At 71.2% G+C, this 20,432-nt stretch carries 20 protein-coding genes; 8 read left to right on the forward strand and 12 right to left on the reverse strand.

The window, feature by feature from the left end; translation table 11 throughout:
- Position 1 precedes the first annotated feature (1 nt).
- From VFB40_RS22285 to VFB40_RS22295, 3 genes are all read right to left on the reverse strand, one after another.
- The gene (locus VFB40_RS22285) at positions 2 to 1,024 is read right to left on the reverse strand and encodes a thiamine pyrophosphate-dependent enzyme (RefSeq protein ID WP_324853746.1); all 1,023 of its coding nucleotides are present in this window, start codon (positions 1,022 to 1,024) and stop codon (positions 2 to 4) included.
- Positions 1,021 to 2,250: a pyruvate ferredoxin oxidoreductase gene (gene porA / locus VFB40_RS22290; protein WP_349261593.1), complete on the reverse strand. Its 1,230-nt coding sequence runs from the start codon at positions 2,248 to 2,250 to the stop codon at positions 1,021 to 1,023. Before porA ends, VFB40_RS22285 begins: the two co-directional genes overlap by 4 nt.
- 109 nt (positions 2,251 to 2,359) lie before the next feature.
- Positions 2,360 to 3,088 carry a 2-oxoacid:acceptor oxidoreductase family protein gene (locus tag VFB40_RS22295; RefSeq protein WP_324853750.1) on the reverse strand — a complete coding sequence of 243 codons (729 nt, stop codon included), beginning with the start codon at positions 3,086 to 3,088 and terminating at the stop codon, positions 2,360 to 2,362.
- A 269-nt stretch (positions 3,089 to 3,357) separates the two neighbouring features.
- Between VFB40_RS22295 and VFB40_RS22300 the strand changes: the two genes are divergently transcribed.
- Entirely contained in the window at positions 3,358 to 4,050 is a 693-nt protein-coding gene (locus VFB40_RS22300) for a CBS domain-containing protein (RefSeq protein WP_324853752.1), read from the forward strand.
- A 113-nt stretch (positions 4,051 to 4,163) separates the two neighbouring features.
- On the opposite strand, the gene gap is transcribed toward VFB40_RS22300, so the two are convergent.
- Complete coding sequence (gene gap, locus VFB40_RS22305) at positions 4,164 to 5,159, reverse strand: type I glyceraldehyde-3-phosphate dehydrogenase (protein ID WP_324853754.1); 996 nt, start codon at positions 5,157 to 5,159, stop codon at positions 4,164 to 4,166.
- Between the two features lie 206 nt (positions 5,160 to 5,365).
- Here gap and VFB40_RS22310 point away from each other — a divergent pair, with 206 nt between their 5' ends.
- Positions 5,366 to 6,232 carry a universal stress protein gene (locus tag VFB40_RS22310; RefSeq protein WP_324853756.1) on the forward strand — a complete coding sequence of 289 codons (867 nt, stop codon included), beginning with the start codon at positions 5,366 to 5,368 and terminating at the stop codon, positions 6,230 to 6,232.
- Positions 6,233 to 6,262: 30 nt separating this feature from the next.
- On the opposite strand, the gene VFB40_RS22315 is transcribed toward VFB40_RS22310, so the two are convergent.
- The 7 genes from VFB40_RS22315 to VFB40_RS22345 all read right to left on the reverse strand — a co-directional run bounded on the left by VFB40_RS22315 (position 6,263) and on the right by VFB40_RS22345 (position 13,454).
- Entirely contained in the window at positions 6,263 to 7,687 is a 1,425-nt protein-coding gene (locus tag VFB40_RS22315; protein WP_349261592.1) for a M20/M25/M40 family metallo-hydrolase, read from the reverse strand.
- A gap of 135 nt (positions 7,688 to 7,822) precedes the next feature.
- The gene (locus tag VFB40_RS22320) at positions 7,823 to 8,302 is read right to left on the reverse strand and encodes a YbaK/EbsC family protein (protein ID WP_324853760.1); all 480 of its coding nucleotides are present in this window, start codon (positions 8,300 to 8,302) and stop codon (positions 7,823 to 7,825) included.
- Positions 8,303 to 8,395: 93 nt separating this feature from the next.
- The gene (locus VFB40_RS22325; RefSeq protein ID WP_324853762.1) at positions 8,396 to 10,030 is read right to left on the reverse strand and encodes an amino acid adenylation domain-containing protein; all 1,635 of its coding nucleotides are present in this window, start codon (positions 10,028 to 10,030) and stop codon (positions 8,396 to 8,398) included.
- Positions 10,023 to 10,781, reverse strand: coding sequence for a thioesterase II family protein (locus VFB40_RS22330; RefSeq protein WP_324853764.1), 759 nt, complete (start codon positions 10,779 to 10,781; stop codon positions 10,023 to 10,025). The genes VFB40_RS22325 and VFB40_RS22330 overlap by 8 nt, the downstream gene beginning before the upstream one ends.
- A 13-nt stretch (positions 10,782 to 10,794) precedes the next feature.
- The gene (locus tag VFB40_RS22335) at positions 10,795 to 11,079 is read right to left on the reverse strand and encodes an acyl carrier protein (protein ID WP_324853766.1); all 285 of its coding nucleotides are present in this window, start codon (positions 11,077 to 11,079) and stop codon (positions 10,795 to 10,797) included.
- Complete coding sequence (locus VFB40_RS22340; protein ID WP_324853768.1) at positions 11,076 to 12,041, reverse strand: chlorinating enzyme; 966 nt, start codon at positions 12,039 to 12,041, stop codon at positions 11,076 to 11,078. Before VFB40_RS22340 ends, VFB40_RS22335 begins: the two co-directional genes overlap by 4 nt.
- A gap of 105 nt (positions 12,042 to 12,146) precedes the next feature.
- A complete protein-coding gene (locus VFB40_RS22345) occupies positions 12,147 to 13,454 on the reverse strand; it encodes a benzoate/H(+) symporter BenE family transporter (protein ID WP_324853770.1) in 1,308 nt (435 codons plus the stop codon).
- A gap of 64 nt (positions 13,455 to 13,518) precedes the next feature.
- On the opposite strand from VFB40_RS22345, the gene VFB40_RS22350 reads away from it, so the two are divergent.
- Positions 13,519 to 14,067: a helix-turn-helix domain-containing protein gene (locus VFB40_RS22350; RefSeq protein WP_324853772.1), complete on the forward strand. Its 549-nt coding sequence runs from the start codon at positions 13,519 to 13,521 to the stop codon at positions 14,065 to 14,067.
- Here the strand turns inward: VFB40_RS22350 and VFB40_RS22355 are convergent.
- Entirely contained in the window at positions 14,049 to 15,302 is a 1,254-nt protein-coding gene (locus tag VFB40_RS22355) for an MFS transporter (RefSeq protein WP_324853774.1), read from the reverse strand. The two genes, VFB40_RS22350 and VFB40_RS22355, sit on opposite strands and share 19 nt — an antisense overlap.
- A 185-nt stretch (positions 15,303 to 15,487) precedes the next feature.
- Between VFB40_RS22355 and VFB40_RS22360 the strand changes: the two genes are divergently transcribed.
- The 5 genes from VFB40_RS22360 (at position 15,488) to VFB40_RS22380 (ending at position 20,431) form a co-directional block, all read left to right on the forward strand.
- Positions 15,488 to 16,210, forward strand: coding sequence for a FadR/GntR family transcriptional regulator (locus VFB40_RS22360; RefSeq protein WP_324853776.1), 723 nt, complete (start codon positions 15,488 to 15,490; stop codon positions 16,208 to 16,210).
- Between the two features lie 283 nt (positions 16,211 to 16,493).
- Positions 16,494 to 16,760 carry a hypothetical protein gene (locus VFB40_RS22365; protein WP_324853778.1) on the forward strand — a complete coding sequence of 89 codons (267 nt, stop codon included), beginning with the start codon at positions 16,494 to 16,496 and terminating at the stop codon, positions 16,758 to 16,760.
- A gap of 104 nt (positions 16,761 to 16,864) precedes the next feature.
- Entirely contained in the window at positions 16,865 to 18,745 is a 1,881-nt protein-coding gene (locus tag VFB40_RS22370) for a RiPP maturation radical SAM C-methyltransferase (protein ID WP_324853780.1), read from the forward strand.
- Positions 18,738 to 19,511 (forward strand): thioesterase II family protein, encoded by a 774-nt coding sequence (locus VFB40_RS22375; protein WP_324853782.1) that lies wholly within the window; start codon positions 18,738 to 18,740, stop codon positions 19,509 to 19,511. Before VFB40_RS22370 ends, VFB40_RS22375 begins: the two co-directional genes overlap by 8 nt.
- Positions 19,508 to 20,431: a PAS domain-containing protein gene (locus VFB40_RS22380; protein ID WP_324853784.1), complete on the forward strand. Its 924-nt coding sequence runs from the start codon at positions 19,508 to 19,510 to the stop codon at positions 20,429 to 20,431. The genes VFB40_RS22375 and VFB40_RS22380 overlap by 4 nt, the downstream gene beginning before the upstream one ends.
- The last annotated feature ends 1 nt before the right edge of the window (position 20,432 follow it).

Below are 20,432 nucleotides of genomic sequence, written 5' to 3' on the forward strand. Positions count from 1 at the left end.
GCTACGCTCCCTGGCCGGTGGTCTCGCGGCCGGGGCCGGTCGCGTCGAGCAGCCCGTAGACCCGGATGTTGCGGTCGGCATGCTCCTGGATGCGCGCTACCAGATCCGGGCGGCCGTCCCGATGGCCGTTCGGGAACAGGTGCGCATAGCGGGTTTGCGGCCGCAGGTATTCGTCGACGGGGACGCGGTGGCGGATCGGGGTGACCGCGGTCAGCTCGCCGTATTCGGCCTCGAACAAGGGGAAGAGCCCTGATTCCGCGGCCAGCCTGGCCAGCCGGATGGTCTGCGACGAGGCCGCGCCCCAGCCGAGCGGACACGGCACCAGCACGTGCAGATACCGCGCTCCGGTGAAGCCCATCGCCCGCTCCACCTTCGCCTCAAGGTCGCGCAGGTCGGCGACCGTCGCGGTGGCGACATACGGGATGCGGTGCGCCATCGCGATCGCGGGCACGTCCTTGCCCTGGCCGAAGCGGTTACCGGGAATGCCGGCCACGACGGGCGTCGTCGCGGTCCGGGCGGCCGGAGGCGTGGCGCCCGAACGTTGCACGCCGGTGTTCATGTACGCCTGGTTGTCGTAGCAGACGAACAGGACGTCGTCGTTACGCTCGAACATGCCGGAGAGCGTGCCGAGCCCGATGTCGACGGTGCCGCCGTCGCCGGCCTGACCCAGGACCCTGACGTCGGCGTGGCCTTGGGCCTTGAGCGCCGCGGCCACGCCGGAGGCGACCGCCGGGGCGTTGCCGAACAGCGAGTGCAGCCACGGCACCCGCCAGGCGCTCTCCGGGAAGGGCGTGGAGACGACCTCGAGACAGCCGGTGGCGTTGACCACGACCAGCTTGCCGTCCGACACGCGCATCGCGGCGTCGAGCACGTAGCGCGCCCCGAGCACCTCGCCGCAGCCCTGGCAGGCCCGGTGTCCTGAGATCAGGCTGTTGGCGCGCTTCGGGTCGGACTGCGCGGCGCGCTGGTCTTCGGGCAGCAGCCGGTTGCCGACCGCGAGCGAGCCGACCTGGTAGAACTTCATCGCGATTCCTCCCGCGCGTGCAGCCGGGCGAGCAGCCGCTCGGCGGTCGATCCGGGAGCGTCGTCGGAGGCGCGGCCGTACCCGGCCCGGGACAGCAGATCGCGGTCCAGGCCGAGGAAGGAGAACCGGGCCACGCGGGACGCCGCCGCGTCGCGCACCAGGGTGCGCAGCGCCTTCTTGGTGATCGGTCGGCCGCCGAGCCCGGCGACCACGGTGCTGCAGCGGGCCGGCACGGCGGGCGGGTCGGCCAGCGCGGCGATCAGTTCCGGGGTGATGATCCCGGCCGCGCCGGTGGAGAAGGCCCGTTCGAGCACGACCACCTGCTCGGCCCCGGCCAGCAGGGTGCGCAGCCGGTGCGCCGGGAAGGGCCGGAAGCAGGTCAGTTCCACCGCGCCGACGGCGAGTCCGTCCGCGCGGGCCTCGTCGATCACGTCTTCGAGCGTGCCGAGCACGGAGCCCATGGCGAGGAACACCGTGCGCGCTCCCTCGAGCCGGTAGCCGCGGGCCAGGCCCTCGGACGGACGGCCGACCAGTTTCGCGTAACGCTCGGCCAGCTCCGGCATCCGCAGCAGCGCCCGCTGCATCCGGCCGTGGGCGAGGAAGCGCACCTCGGTGAAGGCTTCGGGCCCGACCATCGCGCCGATGGACATAGGCACGCCCGGGTCGAGGATCTGCTGCGGCCGGTAAGGCGGCAGGAACGCGTCGACGGCCTCCTGCTCGGGCACGGCGATGCGCTCGACCGCGTGGGTGAGTACGAACCCGTCCATGCACACCATCACCGGCACCGACAGCTCTTCGGCCAGGCGGAACGCGATCGGGTGCAGGTCGCAGGCGGCCTGGTTGTCGCGGGCGTAGAGCTGGATCCAGCCGCTGTCGCGCTGGGAGAGCGAGTCGCTCTGGTCGTTCCAGATGTTGATGGGGGCGCCGAGCGCGCGGTTCGCGACCGTGAGCACGATCGGCAGGCCGAGTCCCGCGGCGTTGTACAGCGCCTCGGCCATGAACAGCAGGCCCTGGCTCGAGGTGGCGGTGTACGTGCGCGCCCCGGCGGCCGAGGCGCCGATGGACAGCGACATCGCGCCGAACTCCGACTCGACGTTCACGAACTCGCAGGGCGCGAGCACGCCCTGGCGTACCAGAGCACTGAGTGCCTCGACGATGTGGGTCTGCGGCGAGATCGGATAGGCGGGCACCACCTGCGGCCGGCAGCGGGCTACCGTCTCGGCCACCGCGCGGGAGCCCTCGACGGCGCGTCCCGGCGCGGCCTGCTGCGCGGCGGCCGGGCCGGCCTTGGCCGCGGGGGCGTTCGCCGGCGTGATGCCGCGGCGTGCGGATACGTCAGGAGCGGGCACCGGGCACCTCCGGGGTCGAATACGCGGCGGACTCGGCCCCGTCGCGGGCGTCGTCCTCATAGAAGCGGTCGCCGGCGCGCCGGATGTGCTCGAAGGCGTCGGCGGCGGCCTCGGCGTTCGCTTCGGCCACCCGGCCGGAGAAGCGCGCGGCGATCGCGTCGCGCACGGCGGCGAGCGGGACGATGCCGGTCGCCGCGGCGGCGGCGCCGAGCATGGCCGCGTTCGGCAGCGGGCGGCCGGTGCGCTGCCGGGCGAATTCGGTGGCGGGCACGGTGCGCACCCGCACGGCGCACAGCGTCATGCCGGCCGCGTCTCGGGCCGCCGGCCGGGTCAGGCCGGTGTTCGTGACGTCCGTGCCGTTTGCTTCGGTATGGCCTGAGCCGTTGGTCAGCACGGTGGCGGCCGCCGCGTCGTCGGGCGCGGTGGTGTTGATCAGGGCGGTGCCGCCGGGCTTGAGGCCGTCGAAGACGAAGCGCTGGCGCAGCAGCGTCGCGTCGAGGACGATCACCAGGTCGGGCTCGGTCACCGGTTCGCGGGACCGGATCGGCTGCTCGTCGATCCGGCAGTACGCCTCGACCGGAGCGCCGGTGCGCTCCGAGCCGAAACTGGGGAAAGCCAGCGCGTAGCGGCCGTCGGCGATCGCCGCCCAGGCGATCAGCTCGGCGGCGGTGACGACGCCCTGGCCGCCGCGTCCGTGCAGTCTGATCTGGTACATGACGCTCCGCCTCCTCCCTGGCATCCTCGCCCGCCGCCCCCGCGGGTCCCAGGGTCCTGAGACCTGGGCCTGGCGGGCCGAAGGGCCGGGACTCGGCACCGCTGTGGCCCGCCTGGGTCACGGCGGCGGCGCGACCGTGCACGGCCGAGGCACTGCGGCGGTGTCGGCCGGTCGGCCCCGGACGGGACCTTCGACCGTGTCCGGTGCCCGCGTTCCGCGCGACGCTGGAAGGACGAGCAGTGGCAGGGCCTACGTCGAGGAGGTCGCTGATGTCAGCAACCGTACGCAGCGTGATGACGAGCGAGGCGGTCTCAGTGCGCGTCTACACGCCGTACAAGCAGATCGTGCGCATCCTGCTCGACTACGGCATCAGCGCGGTGCCGGTGGTCGACGAGACCGGGCACGTCCTGGGCATCGTGTCCCAGGCCGACCTGATCGAGAAGGAGGCCGCACAGGCGCGCTCGACCTCGGCCGCCCATCGCCCGGCGACCTGGCACAGCCGCACGTCCCGGACGAAGGCCCACGCGGTCTCCGCCGACACGCTGATGACCGGCCCGGCGATCACCATCGGCCCGGATGCGGACCTGAACAGCGCCGCGCTGCTGATGAGCAAGCACAACGTCAAGCGGCTGCCCGTCGTGGACGCCGAGGGCCGGCTGCTCGGCGTGGTCAGCCGCGGCGACCTGCTCGTGCCGTTCCTGCGCTCGGACATCGAGATCCACGACGAGATCCTCAACCGGGTCCTGCTGACCGAGATGTGCGTGGATCCGCACTCCATCGACGTGAAGATCGCCGACGGCGTGGTGACGCTCAGCGGCCGGATGGAGAACGAGTTCGTCGCCCGCGACACGGCGGCGCGGGTGCAGGCGATCGACGGCGTCATCGAGGTCGTCGACTACCTGACTCCCGAGCCGGGCGAGGACCAGCCGCAGCGGCTGCCGTTCCGCACTCCCGTGTACTGATTGATGTACTGATCCCCGCCATAAGGGAGGGCCCCCGGGACATCCCGGGGCCCCTCCCTTCGCTTCGGCGCTTGAGGCGTCAGGCGGAGCGCCGCGCCCGTGCGTCGCCGTCGCTACAGCCGGGCGCCGACGTACTCGGCCAGGTCTGCCAGCCGCTCGGTGTAGCCCCACTCGTTGTCGTACCAGCCGAAGACCTTCACCAGCTCGCCGCTCGACTGGGTCAGCGCCCCGTCGAGCACGCACGAGGCCGGGTCACCGACGATGTCGGTGGAGACCAGCGGCTCGTCCGAGACCCGCACGATGCCGCGCAGCCGCTCCTCGGCGTCGTGCGCGAAGGCCGCGTTGATCTCCGCGGGGGTCGCCGGGCGGGCCAGCACCGCGGCCAGGTCCACCAGCGATCCGGTCGGCACCGGGACGCGCACCGCGATGCCGTCGAGCAGCCCCGCGGTCTGCGGGATGACCAGGCCGATCGCCTTCGCCGCGCCGGTGCTGGTCGGGATCACGTTGAGCGCGGCGGCCCGGGCCCGGCGCAGGTCCTTGTGCGGGCCGTCGAGCAGCTGCTGGTCGTTGGTGTAGCCGTGAATGGTGGTCAGGAAGCCGCGCACCAGGCCGAAGTGCCGGTGCAGTACGTCGACCATCGGCGCCGCGCAGTTGGTGGTGCAGGACGCGTTGGAGATGACGTGGTGGTGCGCCGGGTCGTAGTCGTCCTGGTTCACACCCATCACGACGGTCACGTCGACCGCGCCCTTCGCCGGCGCGGAGATCAGCACCTTGCGGGCGCCGGCCTCCAGGTGCGCGGCGGCCAGCGGGCCGGTGCGGAACTTGCCGGTCGACTCGATCACGAGGTCGACCCCGAGCTGCGACCACGGCAGCTGCTCGGGGTCGCGCTGCGCGAACACGGCGATCTTGCGGCCGTCCACGATCAGCGCGTCGTCGGCGTGCTCGACCCGGCCGCGCAGGCGCCCGTAGGTCGAGTCGTGGGCCAGCAGGTGGGCCAGGGTCGCGGCGTCGGTCACGTCGTTGACCGCGACGACCTCGAGCCCGCGCTCCAGCGCGATGCGGGTGAAGACCCGGCCGACCCGGCCGAATCCGTTGACGGCGATTCTCATCAAAGCCTCCTGGTAAAACAACCTTTCCCGGCCTCAGCCTCCCGCCGCGGCGACCGAGTCGGCAGGGCCGGGCGGCCCGGGACAAGTCCCGCACGACCCGGGCCGAACGCCTCTGCCCGTCGACCGGGGCGCGCAGGAGGATGAGTTAAAGGCAGGGCGTTGATCCGTGGCGCTCCGCGTGGGCTTGTGATCGCCTTGGAGCTGTCATGATTCAGACACCTTCGACGCCGCAGCGCATCGTCGTCGGCGTCGACTCCTCCGATAACGCGCTGCACGCTGCGATCTGGGCTGCACGCCAGGCAGTCGACCTCGGTGTGCCGCTTCTCGTCGTACACGCCCTCGATCTGGGCGCGACCAGCATCTACTCCACGGCCGTCGGCTACACCGAGGCCCGCAGGGAGGATGGCGCCACGCTGCTCGGCCAGGTGGCGCGCACGCTGCGGGAGAAGGTCCGCGGCGTGATCGTCGACACCGAGCTGTTCGACCAGGGCGCGCCGCAGACGCTGGTGGCCCTCAGCAACGAGTCGACCCTCGTCGTCTCCGGCACCCGCGGGCACGGCGGCTTCGCCGGGCTGCTGCTCGGATCGGTCAGCCTGAAGCTCGCCGGGCACTCCCACGGCCCGGTCGCCGTCGTGCGCGCAGGCGAGCCGAGCGAGCCGGAGAACGCGATCGTGCTGGGCGTGGAGCCGGAGGAGCACGAGGCGCCGATCCGCTTCGCGTTCGCGCTGGCGGCGCAGCTGGGCGCGACGCTCGACGTCGTGCGCGCCTGGTGGCCGCAGGCCGCGTACGGCGGTTACTACTCGGCGGACATCGGGATCGCCGAGCGCGACCACGCCGTGGACGTGGAAGGGCTTATCAAGGCGCTGCGTGAGGAGTACCCGGGCGTCAAGGTCTTCGTGAGCCCGATGCGCGGCAACCCCGTGCCGATGCTCCTGGAGGCTTCACGCGGCGCGCGGCTGCTCGTCGTCGGCGCGCATCGCAAGCACAGCCCGCTCTCGGTCGGAGCCGGCTACGTCGTGCAGGGTTTGCTGTCGCACGCCGCTACGCCGGTGGCCGTGGTTCCGGTCGTCTGAGTTTGCCGCGAGAGCTGACCGGCGCACGGGCTACTTGCGCGCGTGCCCATCCAGGATGTGCGCGACCACTTCGGTCACCCGCTGCGCGAACGCGATGTTCAGCCACTCGTCGGGGCCGTGCGCGTTCGAGTCGGCGCCGAGCGCGCCGGTGGCGAGGAAGTCAGCGTTTTGATACTTACGTCCGAGCAGTTCCATGAACGGTACCGAGCCGCCGCAGCCGAGGACGGCGTGGGGGCGGCCGAACACCTCAGCGCCGACGCGCGCCAGTGCCGCGCGCAGCCAGGGTGCCGGTGCGGGCGCGGCCCAGCCGTTCATGGTGAGCCTGTCTGAAAGCTCGACTTTCGCGCCGGCCGGTACGTCCGTCGTCAGCGTCTTTTCCAGCGCGGCGAGCGCGGCCTGCGCATCGGCTGTGGGCGGCACGCGGAAGCTGAGCTTGAGCGAGGCCGCGGGGCGCAGCACGTTGCCCGCGTCCGCCGGCTTCGGAAGTCCGGCCGCTCCGGTGACCGTCAGCGCGGGCCGCCACGTGTTGTTGAGCAAGAGCTCTGCTTCATCCGCGCCGGCGGCCGGAAACGGCGCGACCATCGGGAAGCGTCCGGCGATCAGGCCCGGCGCCAGCGCGGCGGCGTCACGGGCCGCGGTATGGCGCTCCGGCGGCAGGGCCACGTGCATCGCAGGGATCTTTATCTCTCCGCTCGCCGCGTCTTCGACCCGGTCGAGCAGGTGCCGCAGGACGCGGAACGGATCGGGGACGATGCCGCCGGCCAATCCCGAATGCTGCGGCGTTTCGAGCACGCGCGCGGTCACCGTCAGCTGAACCAGGCCGCGCAGGCTGTCGGTGAGCCATAGGCGCTCGTAGTCGATGCCCCCGATGTCGAGGCAGACGACCAGCGACACGTGTGCGAGCCGCTGACTCAGCAGGTCGAGGTACGCGGGCAGATCGGTGCTGCCGGACTCCTCGCAGGTTTCGAGCAGGATCACCGTGCGCGCGTGCTCACCGCCGGCCGCGCGAACCGCCTCCAGCGCCGTCGTCGCCGCGTAGCCCGAATAGCCGTCGTCCACTGCGCCGCGACCGTACAACCGACCGCCACGGAGCACCGGTTTCCAGGGCTCAAGTCCGGCGGACCAGCCGTCGAGCGGCGGCTGTTTGTCGAGATGGCCGTAGAGGATCACGGTGCCGGCGTTTCGCGCCGCGGCGCCCGCCGTCGCCGGGATGTCGGCGATCAGCAGCGGCGAGCGGCCTTCCAGCGTCAACGTCTCGATGCGGGCGCCCGGTAGTGCGCGCGCCGTGATCCACGCGCCGACGTGCTCGGTGGCCGCCCGAAGGTGACCGTTCGCCGCCCAGGACGCGTCGTACAGCGGGGAGAGCGCGGGGATTCGCACGAACTCGGCCAGGCTCGGCAGAGCCGATCGGGTCCAGAGCTCGTCCACCAGTCGCCGTATCGTGTGCGCGTCCATGGGGTCGCCTTCCCGCGGGCGAAGGAGCCTGTCAGGGCTCTGCGGTTCGGTGGCGAGAGGCGGCGCGGCGAGCCTGGGGTGGCCGCCGGGTCGGCGCTGGGTTCGACCCGACGGCCACGAGCGGCGCCCGAGCCGTCAGCCGCGCTTGACCTTCAGCACGGTGTGCTCGGGCAGGATCTCGGTGATCTTCCCCGGAATCTTGAACACGGCGTTGGGCGTGCCGGCCGCCGCCCAGACCTCGTCGAAGGTCAGCAGGTCCTCGTCGACGAGCAGGGTGACCGGCTCCTTGTGGCCCAGCGGCGGCACCCCGCCGATGGAGTATCCGGTGGCGCTCTTGACGAAGTCCGCGTCGGCCTTCTCGATCCCGCCGCCGATGCGCTCGGCCACGGTGTCGGGGTCCACCTGGTTCGGACCGCTGGCGAGCACGACCACCGGGGCGCCGGTGCCGGCGGCGCGGAACACCAGCGACTTGACGATCTGCGCCTTCGAGCAGCCCAGGGCCCGGGCGGCGTCGTCCGCGGTGCGGGTGGAGTCCGGCAGTTCCTGAACGGTCAGCCCGAGGCCGCGCTCGTCAAGGGCCTGCTGGAACTGTCGGGCTCGTTTGCTCAGCGTCACTGGTGAAGCTCCCGGTCTCGGTTCATGGTGGTTCTCGGCGGTGGTCTTAGCGGCGGTGGTCTTAGCGGCGGTGCTTGGCGGCGGCTCGACGGGCTACGGGCCGGCGGCGAGCAGCGCCGCGCGGTCAACCTTGCCCGTCGCCGAAAGCGGAAACCCGTCCCGAATGCGGATCTCGCCCGGGATCATGTAGCCGGGCAGCCGCCCGGCGAGGTACCCGCGCACCGCTGCCGGGGTGCAGCCCTCGTGTTCGGGGACGACGAAGGCGACCAGCTTCTTCTGCCCGGTCGGATCCTCGGTCACCAGGACATGGCTCTGCTTCACCGCCGGGCACGCGTCGAGATGGTGGGCGACCTCGCCCAGTTCGATCCGGTACCCGTTGATCTTCACCTGGTCGTCGAGGCGTCCTTGGAAGACGAGCACGCCGTCGTCGCGAAGGTAAGCGCGATCGCCGGTGCGGTAGACCCGCTCGATGACGCCGCCCAGCCGGACGGTCGCGAAGCTGTGCGCCGTGGCCTCGGGCGACGCGAGGTAGCCGGGCGACAGACCGGGCCCGGCGAGCAGGACCTCGCCGGTTTCGCCGGGTTCGCACAGCCGCCCGGCCTCGACGACGTAGGCGCGGGTGTTCTGGATGGGCACGCCGATCGGCAGCGCGTTCTCGTCGGCGCGCAGCGCGCGCACCGGGTGATAGGTGGCGAAGGTGGTGCACTCCGTGGGCCCGTACACGCTGGTGAGCCGATCCGGGCCGTACCGGTCCAGGGCGCGGGCGATGTGCCGGAGCGAGTGCGCTTCGCCGCCGGTGAGGATGCGGCCGACGCTGTCGAGGGTCTGCGGCGCCTCGTCGAGGATCGAGTTGAACAGCGCGGTCGTGAGGAAGATATCGGTGACTTTCTCCTGCTCCAGCACGCGTTGCAGTTCGGAGAAGCGCACGAACGCCGAGGGGTACAGGACGCAGGTGCCGCCGTGCAGCAGCGCTCCCCAGATCTCGAAGGTGGCCGCGTCGAAGGTGACTGGAGCCAGCTGGAGCAGCACGCTGGATTCGTCGAGGGTGGTGTAGCGGGCGCGGAAGACGAGGCGCGCGATGGCGCGGTGCTGAATCGGCACCGCCTTGGGCCGGCCGGTGGATCCGGAGGTGAAGTTGACGTACGCGATCGCCTCGGCGCTCGTGGTGGCCGCCGGGTTCCCGGGATCGTCTGCGGCGTCTGCGTTTTCAATGGACGCTGTGTCTTCGATGGACGCTGTGTCTTCGATGGACGCTGTGTTTTCAACGGACCCCGCTTCCTCAATAGGCACCGTGGTCACGCCGGGCAGCCGCGCGGAGAGATTGGCGGCCGCGTCACCGAGCGCCACGGTGCACTGCGCCTGCTCGAAGAGGGCCGCGAGCCGGTCGTCCGGCCACGTGGCGTCGACTGGCAAATACGCCCCGCCGCACTTGAGCACGGCGAGTAAGGACGCGATCAGTTCCGGGCTGCGTCGCGCGCAGACCCCCACGATCCGGCCTTCGCAAGATCCGTGCGCGAGCAGACGTGCGGCGATGCGGTTCGCGAGCGCGTTCAGCTCCCGATAGGTCAAACGCCGTGAGCCGTGCACTACCGCCACCGAGTCGCTGAACCGCGCTACGCATTGTTCGAAGAGTTCTGAAACGCTGGCCTGTCCGGGATACGGCGCGGTGGTGCGGTTGAGCAGCCGGTGTGCTTCCAACGCTTTGTCGGTGACTTCGAGCTCATCCATCCCCGGCTCCGATTCGGCGGTCGATGGCCTTGAGTAGGTCGGACAAGTGCGTGTCGAGAAAGAAGTGGCCGCCGGGCATTTCCAGCAGCTCCGCGCAGCGCGTGGTGAACGACGCCCAACCGCTCATCGCCGCGCGGGTGTCGACCGGATCATCGACGCCGTACATCGCCGTGATCGGTACGTCGACGGACTGCCCGTGCCAGTCGGTCCACAGTTCGGCGAGGCGGATCTCCTCGCGCACCACGGGCAGCAGCAGGTCGCGCACGCCCGGGGAATCGAGGAATTCGGCCGGAGTCCCGCCCATGCGCCGCAACGCGTCGCAGAATCCTGCTTGATCGAGTTCGTGCATGTACGGCCGCACCTGCGGGACGTCCGGGCTGCGACAGCCGGAGACGAACAGGCGTCGGGTGCAGTCCGGGTGGTCCTTCTTCGCCCGGTGCACGAGCTCGTAGGCGAGTCGCCCGCCGAAGCTGTGGCCGTAGAACGCGTGCGGCGCGGCCAGATACGGCGCGAGCGCCGCGTACACGTCCGCTACCAGCGTTTCCCAGTGCTGATACGGCTTCTCCTTGATCCGCTTGCCGTGGCCGGGCAGCCTGAGCGTGAGCAGCTCCACGTCCGGTGCCACGCCGGCGGACCAGGCCCGGAACATGTCCGGGCTGCCGCCGGCGTAGGCGAGGCAGATCAGCCGGATGCGCACCGCCGGTTCGGCGGGGCGGATGGTCACCACCCAGCGATCGCCGTCGTCGGACATCCGTGCTCCCCGGTCACCGGGCCGCGGCGGACCGCGCCGGATCGGCGGCGCCGGCGGTGTTGCGCTGGATGGTCGCGGCGATGGCGCTCACGGTGCTGTGCTCGTACAGGTCGTCGGGCGGCAGCGCGTCCTCGCCGAACTCCTCCTCGACCCGGGCGATCAGCCTGATCGCGGTGAGCGAGGTGGCGCCGGCCGCGAAGATGTCGCCCTCGGCCCCGTCGAGCTCGACGCCAAGGTCGCGGCACGCCCCGATCACCCACTGCTCGACCTGGTTGCCGGCCGCGTCCGCCGCGCTCACGCCGCACCCACCGGGGTGCGCACCGGGAAGCGGAAGCCGTCCACCGTGCTGTCGACGAAGCGGTTGTGCCCGTAGCGGTCCTCGCCGGAGACCAGGACGTTGCCGAACTTCTCGAGGCTGGCCGCGCCGCCGAACTCCTCGAGGGAGTCAGAATACGGATACACTCGCACCGAGGTCGGCAGGTATCGCGCGGCGAAGCCGAGCCGCATCTCGTCGGTCTTGCCGCTGTGCGGGAGCGAGGCGTGCATCAGGGTCGACCAGAACATGATGAACTGGCCCTGCCGCATGACCTGCGAGACGGCCTTGGACTCGTCCGGCGACCAGTTCGGGTCCTTTTGCAGCTGCCGGTAGTCGTAGCCGAAGAAGCCGCGGCGCACCCCGCCCTTCACCTGCTGGTTGATGGAGTCGGCGTCGTAGGTCATGGTCTTGGACTCGTCGTAGTTCATCGTGCGGTGCGATCCCGGGATGAACTGCAGGCAGCCGTTCTCCAGTGTCGCCGGGGTGAACGCAGCCCACACGGTGATCGTCCCGCCGAACTCCGCGTCCTCGGGCCAGACGATCTGCGGGTGCTTCGATCCGGCCACGTTCGAGAAGTTGTCCGCCTGGTGCCAGTCGGTGCCCTCGTCGCCGGGGTACTTCGGGAAGAACTCGGTGCGCCAGCACAGCGTGTCCGGACCGAGCACCGAGGCGACCCGGTCCACGATCTGCGGGCTGGTGATGTGCCGGGCCAGGAACTCGATGTCCAGGTGGCGGTCGTAGTTCGCCAGGTTCGTCACGCCGGACATCGCGCCGTCGCTGTTGTATATCGCCTTCTTCGTGTTGAGCAGTTTCGGCCGCAGGGCCCGCAGATTCCGCTCCATCTCCTCCGCCGGATACAGGTCGAAGGGGCCGATGAAGCCGTCCCGGTGGAATCGCTCGAGCTCCTCTGGGCTCAGTGAGAAGTCGGTGCGCTGCTCGTCCATGCCCGTCTCCCTCGTGTGCTTGTCGCATTAGGCAGGCTGCCGAGGCAGTCTATCGGCACTGATCCGTATATGGAACAGCTATCCGGATTCTGATACGTTGCCCGTTCAGCGGCCGGTTTGCGGCGCCGCCGCGGCCTGCTCGGCCTGCTCGGCCTGCGCTGTCCGCTCCGTCTCTTCGGTGCCCTGCGGTGCGTCGGCGGGGCGCTGACGTGGCAGGGCGCTCGTCGTCGCCGACGGAATCCGGCGGTGGCGCAGCGCGAGGAAGGCGAAACCGGCCAGCAGGCCCCAGAACGGGCTGCTGATTCCAGCCACGGTCACATTCGAGACGGTCACCAGGAAGGTGACCGTCGCGCATTCGCGCAGCCGCTCCTCGGCCAGCGCGGCGGTCAGCGCGGAGACCAGTGCGCCGAGTAGGGCCAGTCCGGCGACCGTCTCGATCAGCAGCGGGGACGCCGCCGCGCCGAGGGCGGCGGCCAGGCCGGAGCACAGGCCGAGGACCAGATATCCGCATCCGCTCGCCACCCCCGCGATCCACCGGCGCCGCGGGTCCGGGTGCGCGTCCGGCCCGGCGGCCATCGCCGCGGTGATCGAGGACAGGTTGAGCGCGATTCCCCCGCTCGGCGCCACCACCAGTCCGGCGGCGCCCGTCACGGTCAGGATCCGCCGCACCGGCGGCCGGTATCCATAGGTCGCGAGCACGGCGACGCCGGGGATGTTCTGCGAGGCCATGGTGATCACGTACAGCGGCAGCGCCAGCCCGACGAGCGCGCCGAGGGTCGGCCTCGGCAGGTCGAAGGTGAGCGGCGGGAGCAGTCCCGGCGCCCGGAACCCGCCGCTCGGGCCGACGACCGCGACGACCACCGCCGCCGCGGCGAGGGCGGCCGGCACCGCCCAGCGCGGAAGCAGCCGGGAGAAGACGGCCCAGGTCACCACGACCGGCGCCGCCTGCCACGGGATGTGCGCCATCGCGTTGACCGGTGCGGCGCACAACGGCAACAGCACTCCGGCCAGCAGCGCCGCGGCGATCTGGGGCGGGACCGCGCTGACCCACCGGCTCAACTGCGGGACAGCGCCCGTGATCACGATCAGCGCGCCGGCCACCACGAAGGCGCCCAGCGCCGCGGCGTACCCGCCGGGTACCCGTCCCGTCGAGGCCAGCAGCGCCGCACCCGGAGTGGACCAGGCGATGATGACCGGCATGCGGGTGCGCACGCTGAACCAGAGCGTCAGCGCGCCCATGCCGAGCGAGAGCACCAGCAACCCGGAGGCCGCCCGCGCCGTGTCCGCGCCCACCGCCCGCAGACCGGTGAGGACCACCGCGAAGGAGCCGACATAGCCGACCAGCGCGGTGACCACCCCGGCGAGGACCGGCTGGCTCCAATCGCGCGCCGCGTGTCGTGTCGTGCCACTCATGTGATGTACACCCACCCCGAACTGTTCTGTATACGGAACGAACCAGGGTGGCACGATAGCAACCGTGAACGCGAACTCGGCGCCGGAGGCGGCGCGTATCGGCCGGCGTATCACCGCGTTGCGCCGCGAACGCGGCTGGAGCCTCAACGAGCTGGCCCTCCGCGCCGGGGTCGGCAAGGCGACGCTGTCGGGGGTCGAGGCGGGCACCCGCAATCCGACCCTTGAGACGCTCTACGCGATCGCCGGGCAGCTCGGGCTGCCGCTCGCCGCGGTGCTGGCCGATCCGCGCGACGGCATCGAGGCGGTGAGCACCGTGCACGGCACGGCGGTGACGGCTGAGCTGCTGGCGGTCTTCAACGAGCCGACCGCGGTGTTCGAGTACTACCGGGTGGTCATCAAGCCGAGTCTGCGCCAGACCTCCCCCGCCCACGTCGCCGGCACCACGGAACACCTCACGGTGTACCGAGGCATCGGCTACGTCGGCGCCAGCCACACGCCGCTCAAGGTGATGGCCGGCAGCTATGCGACATGGAACGCTGACGAGCCCCACATCTTCGAGGCCGACGAAGAGATTCACGGCGCGCTGCTCATCCGCTATCCCTCCGCCGCCTGAGCCCGGGACGGCCCGCCGCCGGCCGCCGCGGCGCGCGGATCGGTCAGCCGCAACGCCAGTAGGAAGGCCAGGATCGGGAAGACGGCGACGATCTCCAGCGTGCGCACCAGGCCGGTGTGGTCGGCCAGCACTCCGAGCAACGGGGCGGTCAGGCCGCCGACGGAGTTGGCCAGTCCCAGCGTCATGCCGCTCGCCGTGCCGATGTGCCGGGGCAGGTAATCCTGGCCCAGGGTGACCTGGACGGTGAACGGCACGAACACGGCCACGCCGAGCACGGCGGTCAACGCGAACCGCACCGCCACCGAGGGGACGAGCACCAGCGCGAGGAAGGCCGGAATGCACACCGCGTATCCGAGCCTGATCGCGGGCAGCCGTCCCCGGCGGTCCGCGAGGTAGCCGCCCAGCACGGTACCGATCGCTCCGGCCACGGAGAACACGGTCAGCGCCCACGAACCGACCGCGGTGGACTTGTGCTCCACCCTGATGAACAGCAGGGCCAGGAACGAGATCAGCGAGAAATACAGCACCGACCTGGTCACCACGACCGCCGTCAGGGCACTGAACGCCCGCCAGTCATCGCCACGGTCGGCGGCCGCCGCGCTCCCGCCGCGGCGCCCCGCCTTGCCCGCGCCGGCCACGGTCCACGGGCGTGCGCTCCACGTCGCGGCGGCCATGAGCACGGCCGGCACGGCGAGCAGCGGCGTGCCGCGCAGCCCGGTCGCCAACAGCACCGGGGTCATGAGCAGCGGCGCCAGGGACACCCCGATGTTGCCGCCGACCGTGAACCAGCTCATCGCGCGGGTCGACGACCGGGCCGCGGCGCGCGCCACCCGGGCGGCCTCGGGGTGGTATGCGGCGACGCCGATGCCGGAGACCGCGATGGCCAGCCAGGTCAGGACGTAGTTGCCGCCGAGCCCGGAGAGGCCCACGCCGACCCCGGCCACGAGCATGCCCCCAGGGATCAGCCAGCCGAGGCTGTGCCGGTCGGTGAGCAGGCCGAAGCCGGGCTGCACGATGCTGGCGAGGAAGGTGGCGGCCAGGGTGATGCCGGTCAGGGCGGCGTAGGTGTAGTGCCGTTCGACGGCGAAGAAGGAGATGAGCACCGGGATGGCGCCCTGGTAGAGGTCGTTGACGGCATGGGTGGTGGTCAGCAGCACCATGCGTGGGCGCCGCGACTCCTCTCGCGCACCGCTTAACGCGGCGTGGCCGACGGCAGCAGTCTGTTCTGCGGACACGGGACCTTACCCCTTACCCCGCTGAGGTCGATGAGTCGCGAAGGGCTCGGTTGCCTTCGGTATGCGCGCACGCCCTGGCGCCCGAGCACCGGAGCATGAGTAGGCGATTGCGCGGAAGCCCGGTGCCGGGCGGTCGGCGTCCGCTACACTAGCACTCCTCAGACAACCTGCGAAGGATACGAGTCATGACGCTCGCGCCGGTGAAGCGCAGTCCGCTGGTCGACCAGGTGATGCAGCGGCTGCTGGCCGAGGTGGCCTCCGGCGCCTGGCCGGTGGGCCAGCGGCTGCCCTCGGAGACGAGCCTCGCGGGCATGCTCGGGGTCGGCCGCTCGACGATCCGGGAGGCCATCAGGGCCCTGGTCGGCGCGGGCATCGTGGAGACCCGGCAGGGCCTCGGCGTGTTCGTGGCGTCGACGCGGCCGGTGGAGAACCTGGAGCAGCGGCTGCGCCGAGCCGACGTGCTCGAGGCCTACGAGGTGCGCGGCAGCCTCGAAGTCACCGCCGCGCGCCTGGCGGCGCAGCGCCGGACGCCGGAGGACCTCGAGCGCCTGGAAGCCGCGCTGGAGCGCCGCATGCAGGCCCGCGGCGCGAGCGCGCAAGAGCTCGTCGACGCGGATCTCGACTTCCATCAGGCGGTCGTCGCCGCGGCGTGGAACTCCGTGCTCAGCGACGTCTACGGCGCGCTGCTGCCGGTGTTGCGGACCCGGCTCAAGGACCTGGCCGAGGACGCCGCCGCGAACGCGGACGACCGGATGCGGCGAGCCGACAACGCGCACCGGGTGCTGTTGGACGCGATCCGCAGCGGTGATCCGCACGCGGCCGCGGACGCGGCGCTGGACCACCTCGAAGGCGCGCGGCGGGGTGTGCGCGCGGCGATGGAGGAGCGCGGCTCGGAGCAGAAGCCCTGAGGTCGGGCCCGGCACCGCGCCGGGCGGACCGTTTCAGTCATCAGTGCTCTTGCTTTCACGAAGATTCAGGCCGACCGAATCAGTCAGCTGCTTTGAAAGGCGCAGCTGATGGCGTACAGCGCGCGACCTTCCGGCCACGGTGCGCCATAAGCCGAGCTGACAGAGCCTCTGAACGGTATTGACCGCTTAATCACCCCTCTGGTTGTATGACAACCGGCCGGGTCTGAGGACCGAACCAACCGGCCCTCTCCCGCCACCTGTCCATCCTGGAGGGAGTATCGAGATGCTCGATCGCATCGCCCGCTACGCCGCCGATCCCAACTACGCCGTCACGCGCACGGCCGCTGCTGTGCGCACCACTGACTCGACCGGCCTCGCCGTGGCCAACCACGCCGTCGCGAACCACGCCGTCGCGAACCACGCAGTGGCCAATCACGCGGTAGCCAACCACGCTGTCGCGAACCACGCAGTAGCCAACCACGCCGTGGCGAACCACGCGGTAGCCAACCACGCGGTCGCCAATCACGCAGTGGCGAACCACGGCCGCTGAGCGCGGCCGAAAGATATATCAGAGCACTACGGGGCGGCGGGGCCGGCGTATTCGCGTGCGCCGCCGCCTCGAGCGCCCCAGGCGCCCTGACCGAAAGCAGAGCCATGCGCGTCGTCCTGATCAACATGCCGCTGACCTCGCTGCGCTTCCCTTCGTTCGCCCTGAGCCAGCTGGCCTCGGTGGTCCGCGAGGAACTCGGCGAGCGCTGCGAGGTCGAGGTCGTCTACGCCAACCACCTCTTCGCCCGCGAGCTCGGCGTCGACCGTTACGAACGCCTCGCCGACCCGCGCTACCACTCCACCGGCGTCGGCGAGTGGATCTTTCGCGGGGGCGCCTTCCCCGAGCTTCCGGACAACTCAGCGCCCTACCTCGCCCGGTACTTCGGCGGCGAACAGGGCGGCGAACTCGCCGCCACCGTCCGGCTGGCCGCCGGGCTCGCCCCCGATTTCTGCGCCCGGCTGGCCGAGCGGCTCGACCTGCGCGACGGCGACGTGCTCGGCCTCACCTCGATGTTCGCCCAGACGGCCGCGAGTATCGCGCTGTGCCGCGCCGTGAAGCGGCGCACCCCGGGCGTGATCACGATCATGGGCGGCGCGAACTGCGAGACGGTGATGGGAGCGGCGCTCGCGCGGGCCGAGGAGCAGCTCGACTTCGTCTTCTCCGGGCCCGCGCTGGTCTCGCTGCCGACCTTCCTCAAGCGGCTGCTCGACGACGGATCGACCGAGCGCTGCCACACCGTCCCCGGCGTGCTGAGCCGGCGCAACCACGACAACCCGGTGGCCAGGGCCCTGACCGGGCAGGAACGGCCGCTGGCCGACGTGATCGTGCCCGACTTCGCGGCCTTCCGCGCGGCCTTCGACGCGACCTTCCCCGACGGCGGCGCGCGCCCGGTGCTGTTCTTCGAGACCTCGCGCGGCTGCTGGTGGGGCGAGCGCGCCCACTGCACCTTCTGCGGGCTCAACGGCTCGGACATGGGCTTTCGCGAGATGCCCGCGCAGGCCGCGGTGCGCCAGTTCGAGCAGCTCTTCGAGTTCCACCCCTGGTGCACCTCGTTCCACTGCGTCGACAACATCATGCCGACCAGCTACCTGGAGACCGTGCTGCCCGCGCTCGACCCGCCGCCGGGCACCGAGATCTTCTTCGAGATCAAGGTCGGCAAGCTCGGCCACGACGACCTCAAGACGATGGCCAACGCCGGAGTGACGCTGCTGCAGCCGGGCATCGAAGCGCTGTACACCCCGACGCTCAAGCTCATGCGCAAGGGCACCTCGAGCTTCCAGAATCTCGCCTTCCTCGCCGAGTGCAAGCAAGTAGGCATCCAGCCGTTGTGGAGCCTGCTGATCGGCTTCCCGAGGGAAGAAGAGGCCGTATACGACAAGTACCGCGCGGACCTGCCGCTGCTCGGCCACCTGCCACCGCCGATCGGCGTCTTCACCATCAGGTTCGACCGCTACAGCCCGTACTTCACCGGCGCCTCGGACTACGGGCTCGAACTCAAGCCGTTCGACTTCTACCGGATGACCTTCCCGTACCCAGAGCAGACCATCGCGGACCTCGCCTATTACTTCGACGACATGAGCGGGCAGGCGTATCAGGAGGCTTCGCTGCGCCGCCAGCCGGAGCTCCAGGCGCTCGCCGCCGCGTGGCGCGACGGGTGGTCGGACGGGACCGCTCCGGTGCTGCGGCTGGAGTTCGACGGCGAGCAGTGGTCGATCCTCGACACCCGGGGCGCGCAGCCGCGGCGCACGATCATCGGCATCGAAGAGGTCGAACTCCTGCACGCGATGGCCAAACCGGTGCGGCTGGACCGATTGCAGATCGAGGGCGAGCCGATCGACGAGGCGGTGCTCGACCGGCTGCGCGCGCTCGGCACGGTGTTCGAGGAGAACGGGCGGACCATGACGCTGGTCGAGAACGTCCTCGCGCCACTGCGTGCCGAGGACTCCGATGCCGCGATACGCGAATCAGTAGGCGCCGATGCGTAGGGTCGGCGCCGGCCTGTTCCGGCTCGCGGCAGGAGACGGCGGACAGCCGGTCCGCGCGGTGTGCTTTCCGCACGCGGGCGGTTCGGCGAGCGCGTTCCACGCCTGGCCCGCGCTGCTCGAAGCAGCCGCCGACGTGTTGGCGCTGACCTTGCCCGGGCGCGGTATCCGGATCAGGGACGAACTGATCGCCGACCTGCCCGGGATCGCGCGGGCCGTGGCCGACGACCTCCAGGGCGGAAACCTGCTCGACCGGCCGTACGTCCTGTTCGGCCACAGCATGGGCGGCCTCGTCGCCTATGCGACCGCGTCGGAACTCGCCCGCCGAGGCCTGCCGCCCGCCACCGTCGTCGGTATCTCCGCGACCCCGGCGCCCTGGAGCGCGCAGTCCGCCGCGCCGGCGCAGCAGAGCGACGACGAACTGCTCGACCGGTTGCGGTCCTTCGAGGCCACGCCGGAAAGCACGCTCACCGGCAACGCGGCGCTCAGAGCCCTGCTGCCGGCGATCCGTGCTGACTTCGAAGCCTGCGACGGATACCGGCCCGCGCCGCGACCGCTCGACTCCCCGGTGCTCTGCTGGGCCGGGACGCGCGACCCGGTGGCGCCCGTGGAAACCGTGCGGGCGTGGAGCGAGGTGGCAGCCGCGGGCTTCGAGCTCGAACTGCTTGACGCGAGCCACTTCTACCTGGACGAGCACGGTTCGCGGATCATTCGCGGCCTGCTGGCCGGGCTTATCACCGCACCCGCCGCGACCCAGGAGTTCGCATGACCGTAGACAGCGCGGAGCTCGAACGGCTCGAGGACCTGTTCGAGAACGCCTCCGTGGGCTTCGCCTTGACCGACCCGGCCGGGAACCTGCTGCGCCGCAATCGCGCCTTCGGGCTGCTGACGGGCAGCGGTCCGCGCGACGCCGGCGGGAGCCCTCCCCCGCTGGCGCACTACTTCGCACGCCCGGATCTGCCGGGCTGGCTGATCGGCATGCTGACGCAGGACCAGCCGGTGGCGGACGAACCCGCGGTCCTCAACGGCCTGGACGGACGGCAGCGGCAGGTGATCGTCGACGCCACCGGGCGCACCGGCGCGGACGGCCGGCTCGAAGCCGTCAGATGGGTGCTGCGGCCACGGCTCGACGGCGCGACGCCCTCGCTCGACGACGGCGAGAACGACGCCGTGCGCTGGGCGCGCGCGGTGAGCCCGGCATCAGACCTCCGCGTGGAGTTGCCGAGCCTGTCCGAGTCCGAATCCGAGGCCCGGCTGCGTGAGCTGGAGGACTTCTTCCAGAACGTGCCCGCCGCGATCCATCTGATCGGCATGCGCGGGATCGTCTTGCGGGCCAACCGGCTCGACCTGGCGGTCGCCGGCCACAGCGCCGACCCGGAGCGCTACCTCGGCCACCACGTCAAGCCGTACTACGCGGACCAGACCGTACTGGAGGACCTGTTCGGCTTCTGGGACAAGGGAAATCCCATCGTGAACTTCCGCTCCAGGCTGGTCGGCGCCTCCGGTGCCGCCCTCGGCGTGGTGATCTTCTCCAACTCGCGCATCGTCGACGGCCGGTTCCGCAACACCCGCTGCGTGGTGTTCCCCGACCCCGACCAGAGCGCCCCGCCCACCGCAACCCGCAGGTTCCGCTGGCCGGCCGCGCCGCTGTTCGCGGGCGCCGCCGCCGCTCCCGTCCGGAAGGGATGAG

This window comes from Actinocrinis sp. (genome assembly GCF_035650855.1).
Classification (GTDB): domain Bacteria; phylum Actinomycetota; class Actinomycetes; order Streptomycetales; family Catenulisporaceae; genus Actinocrinis.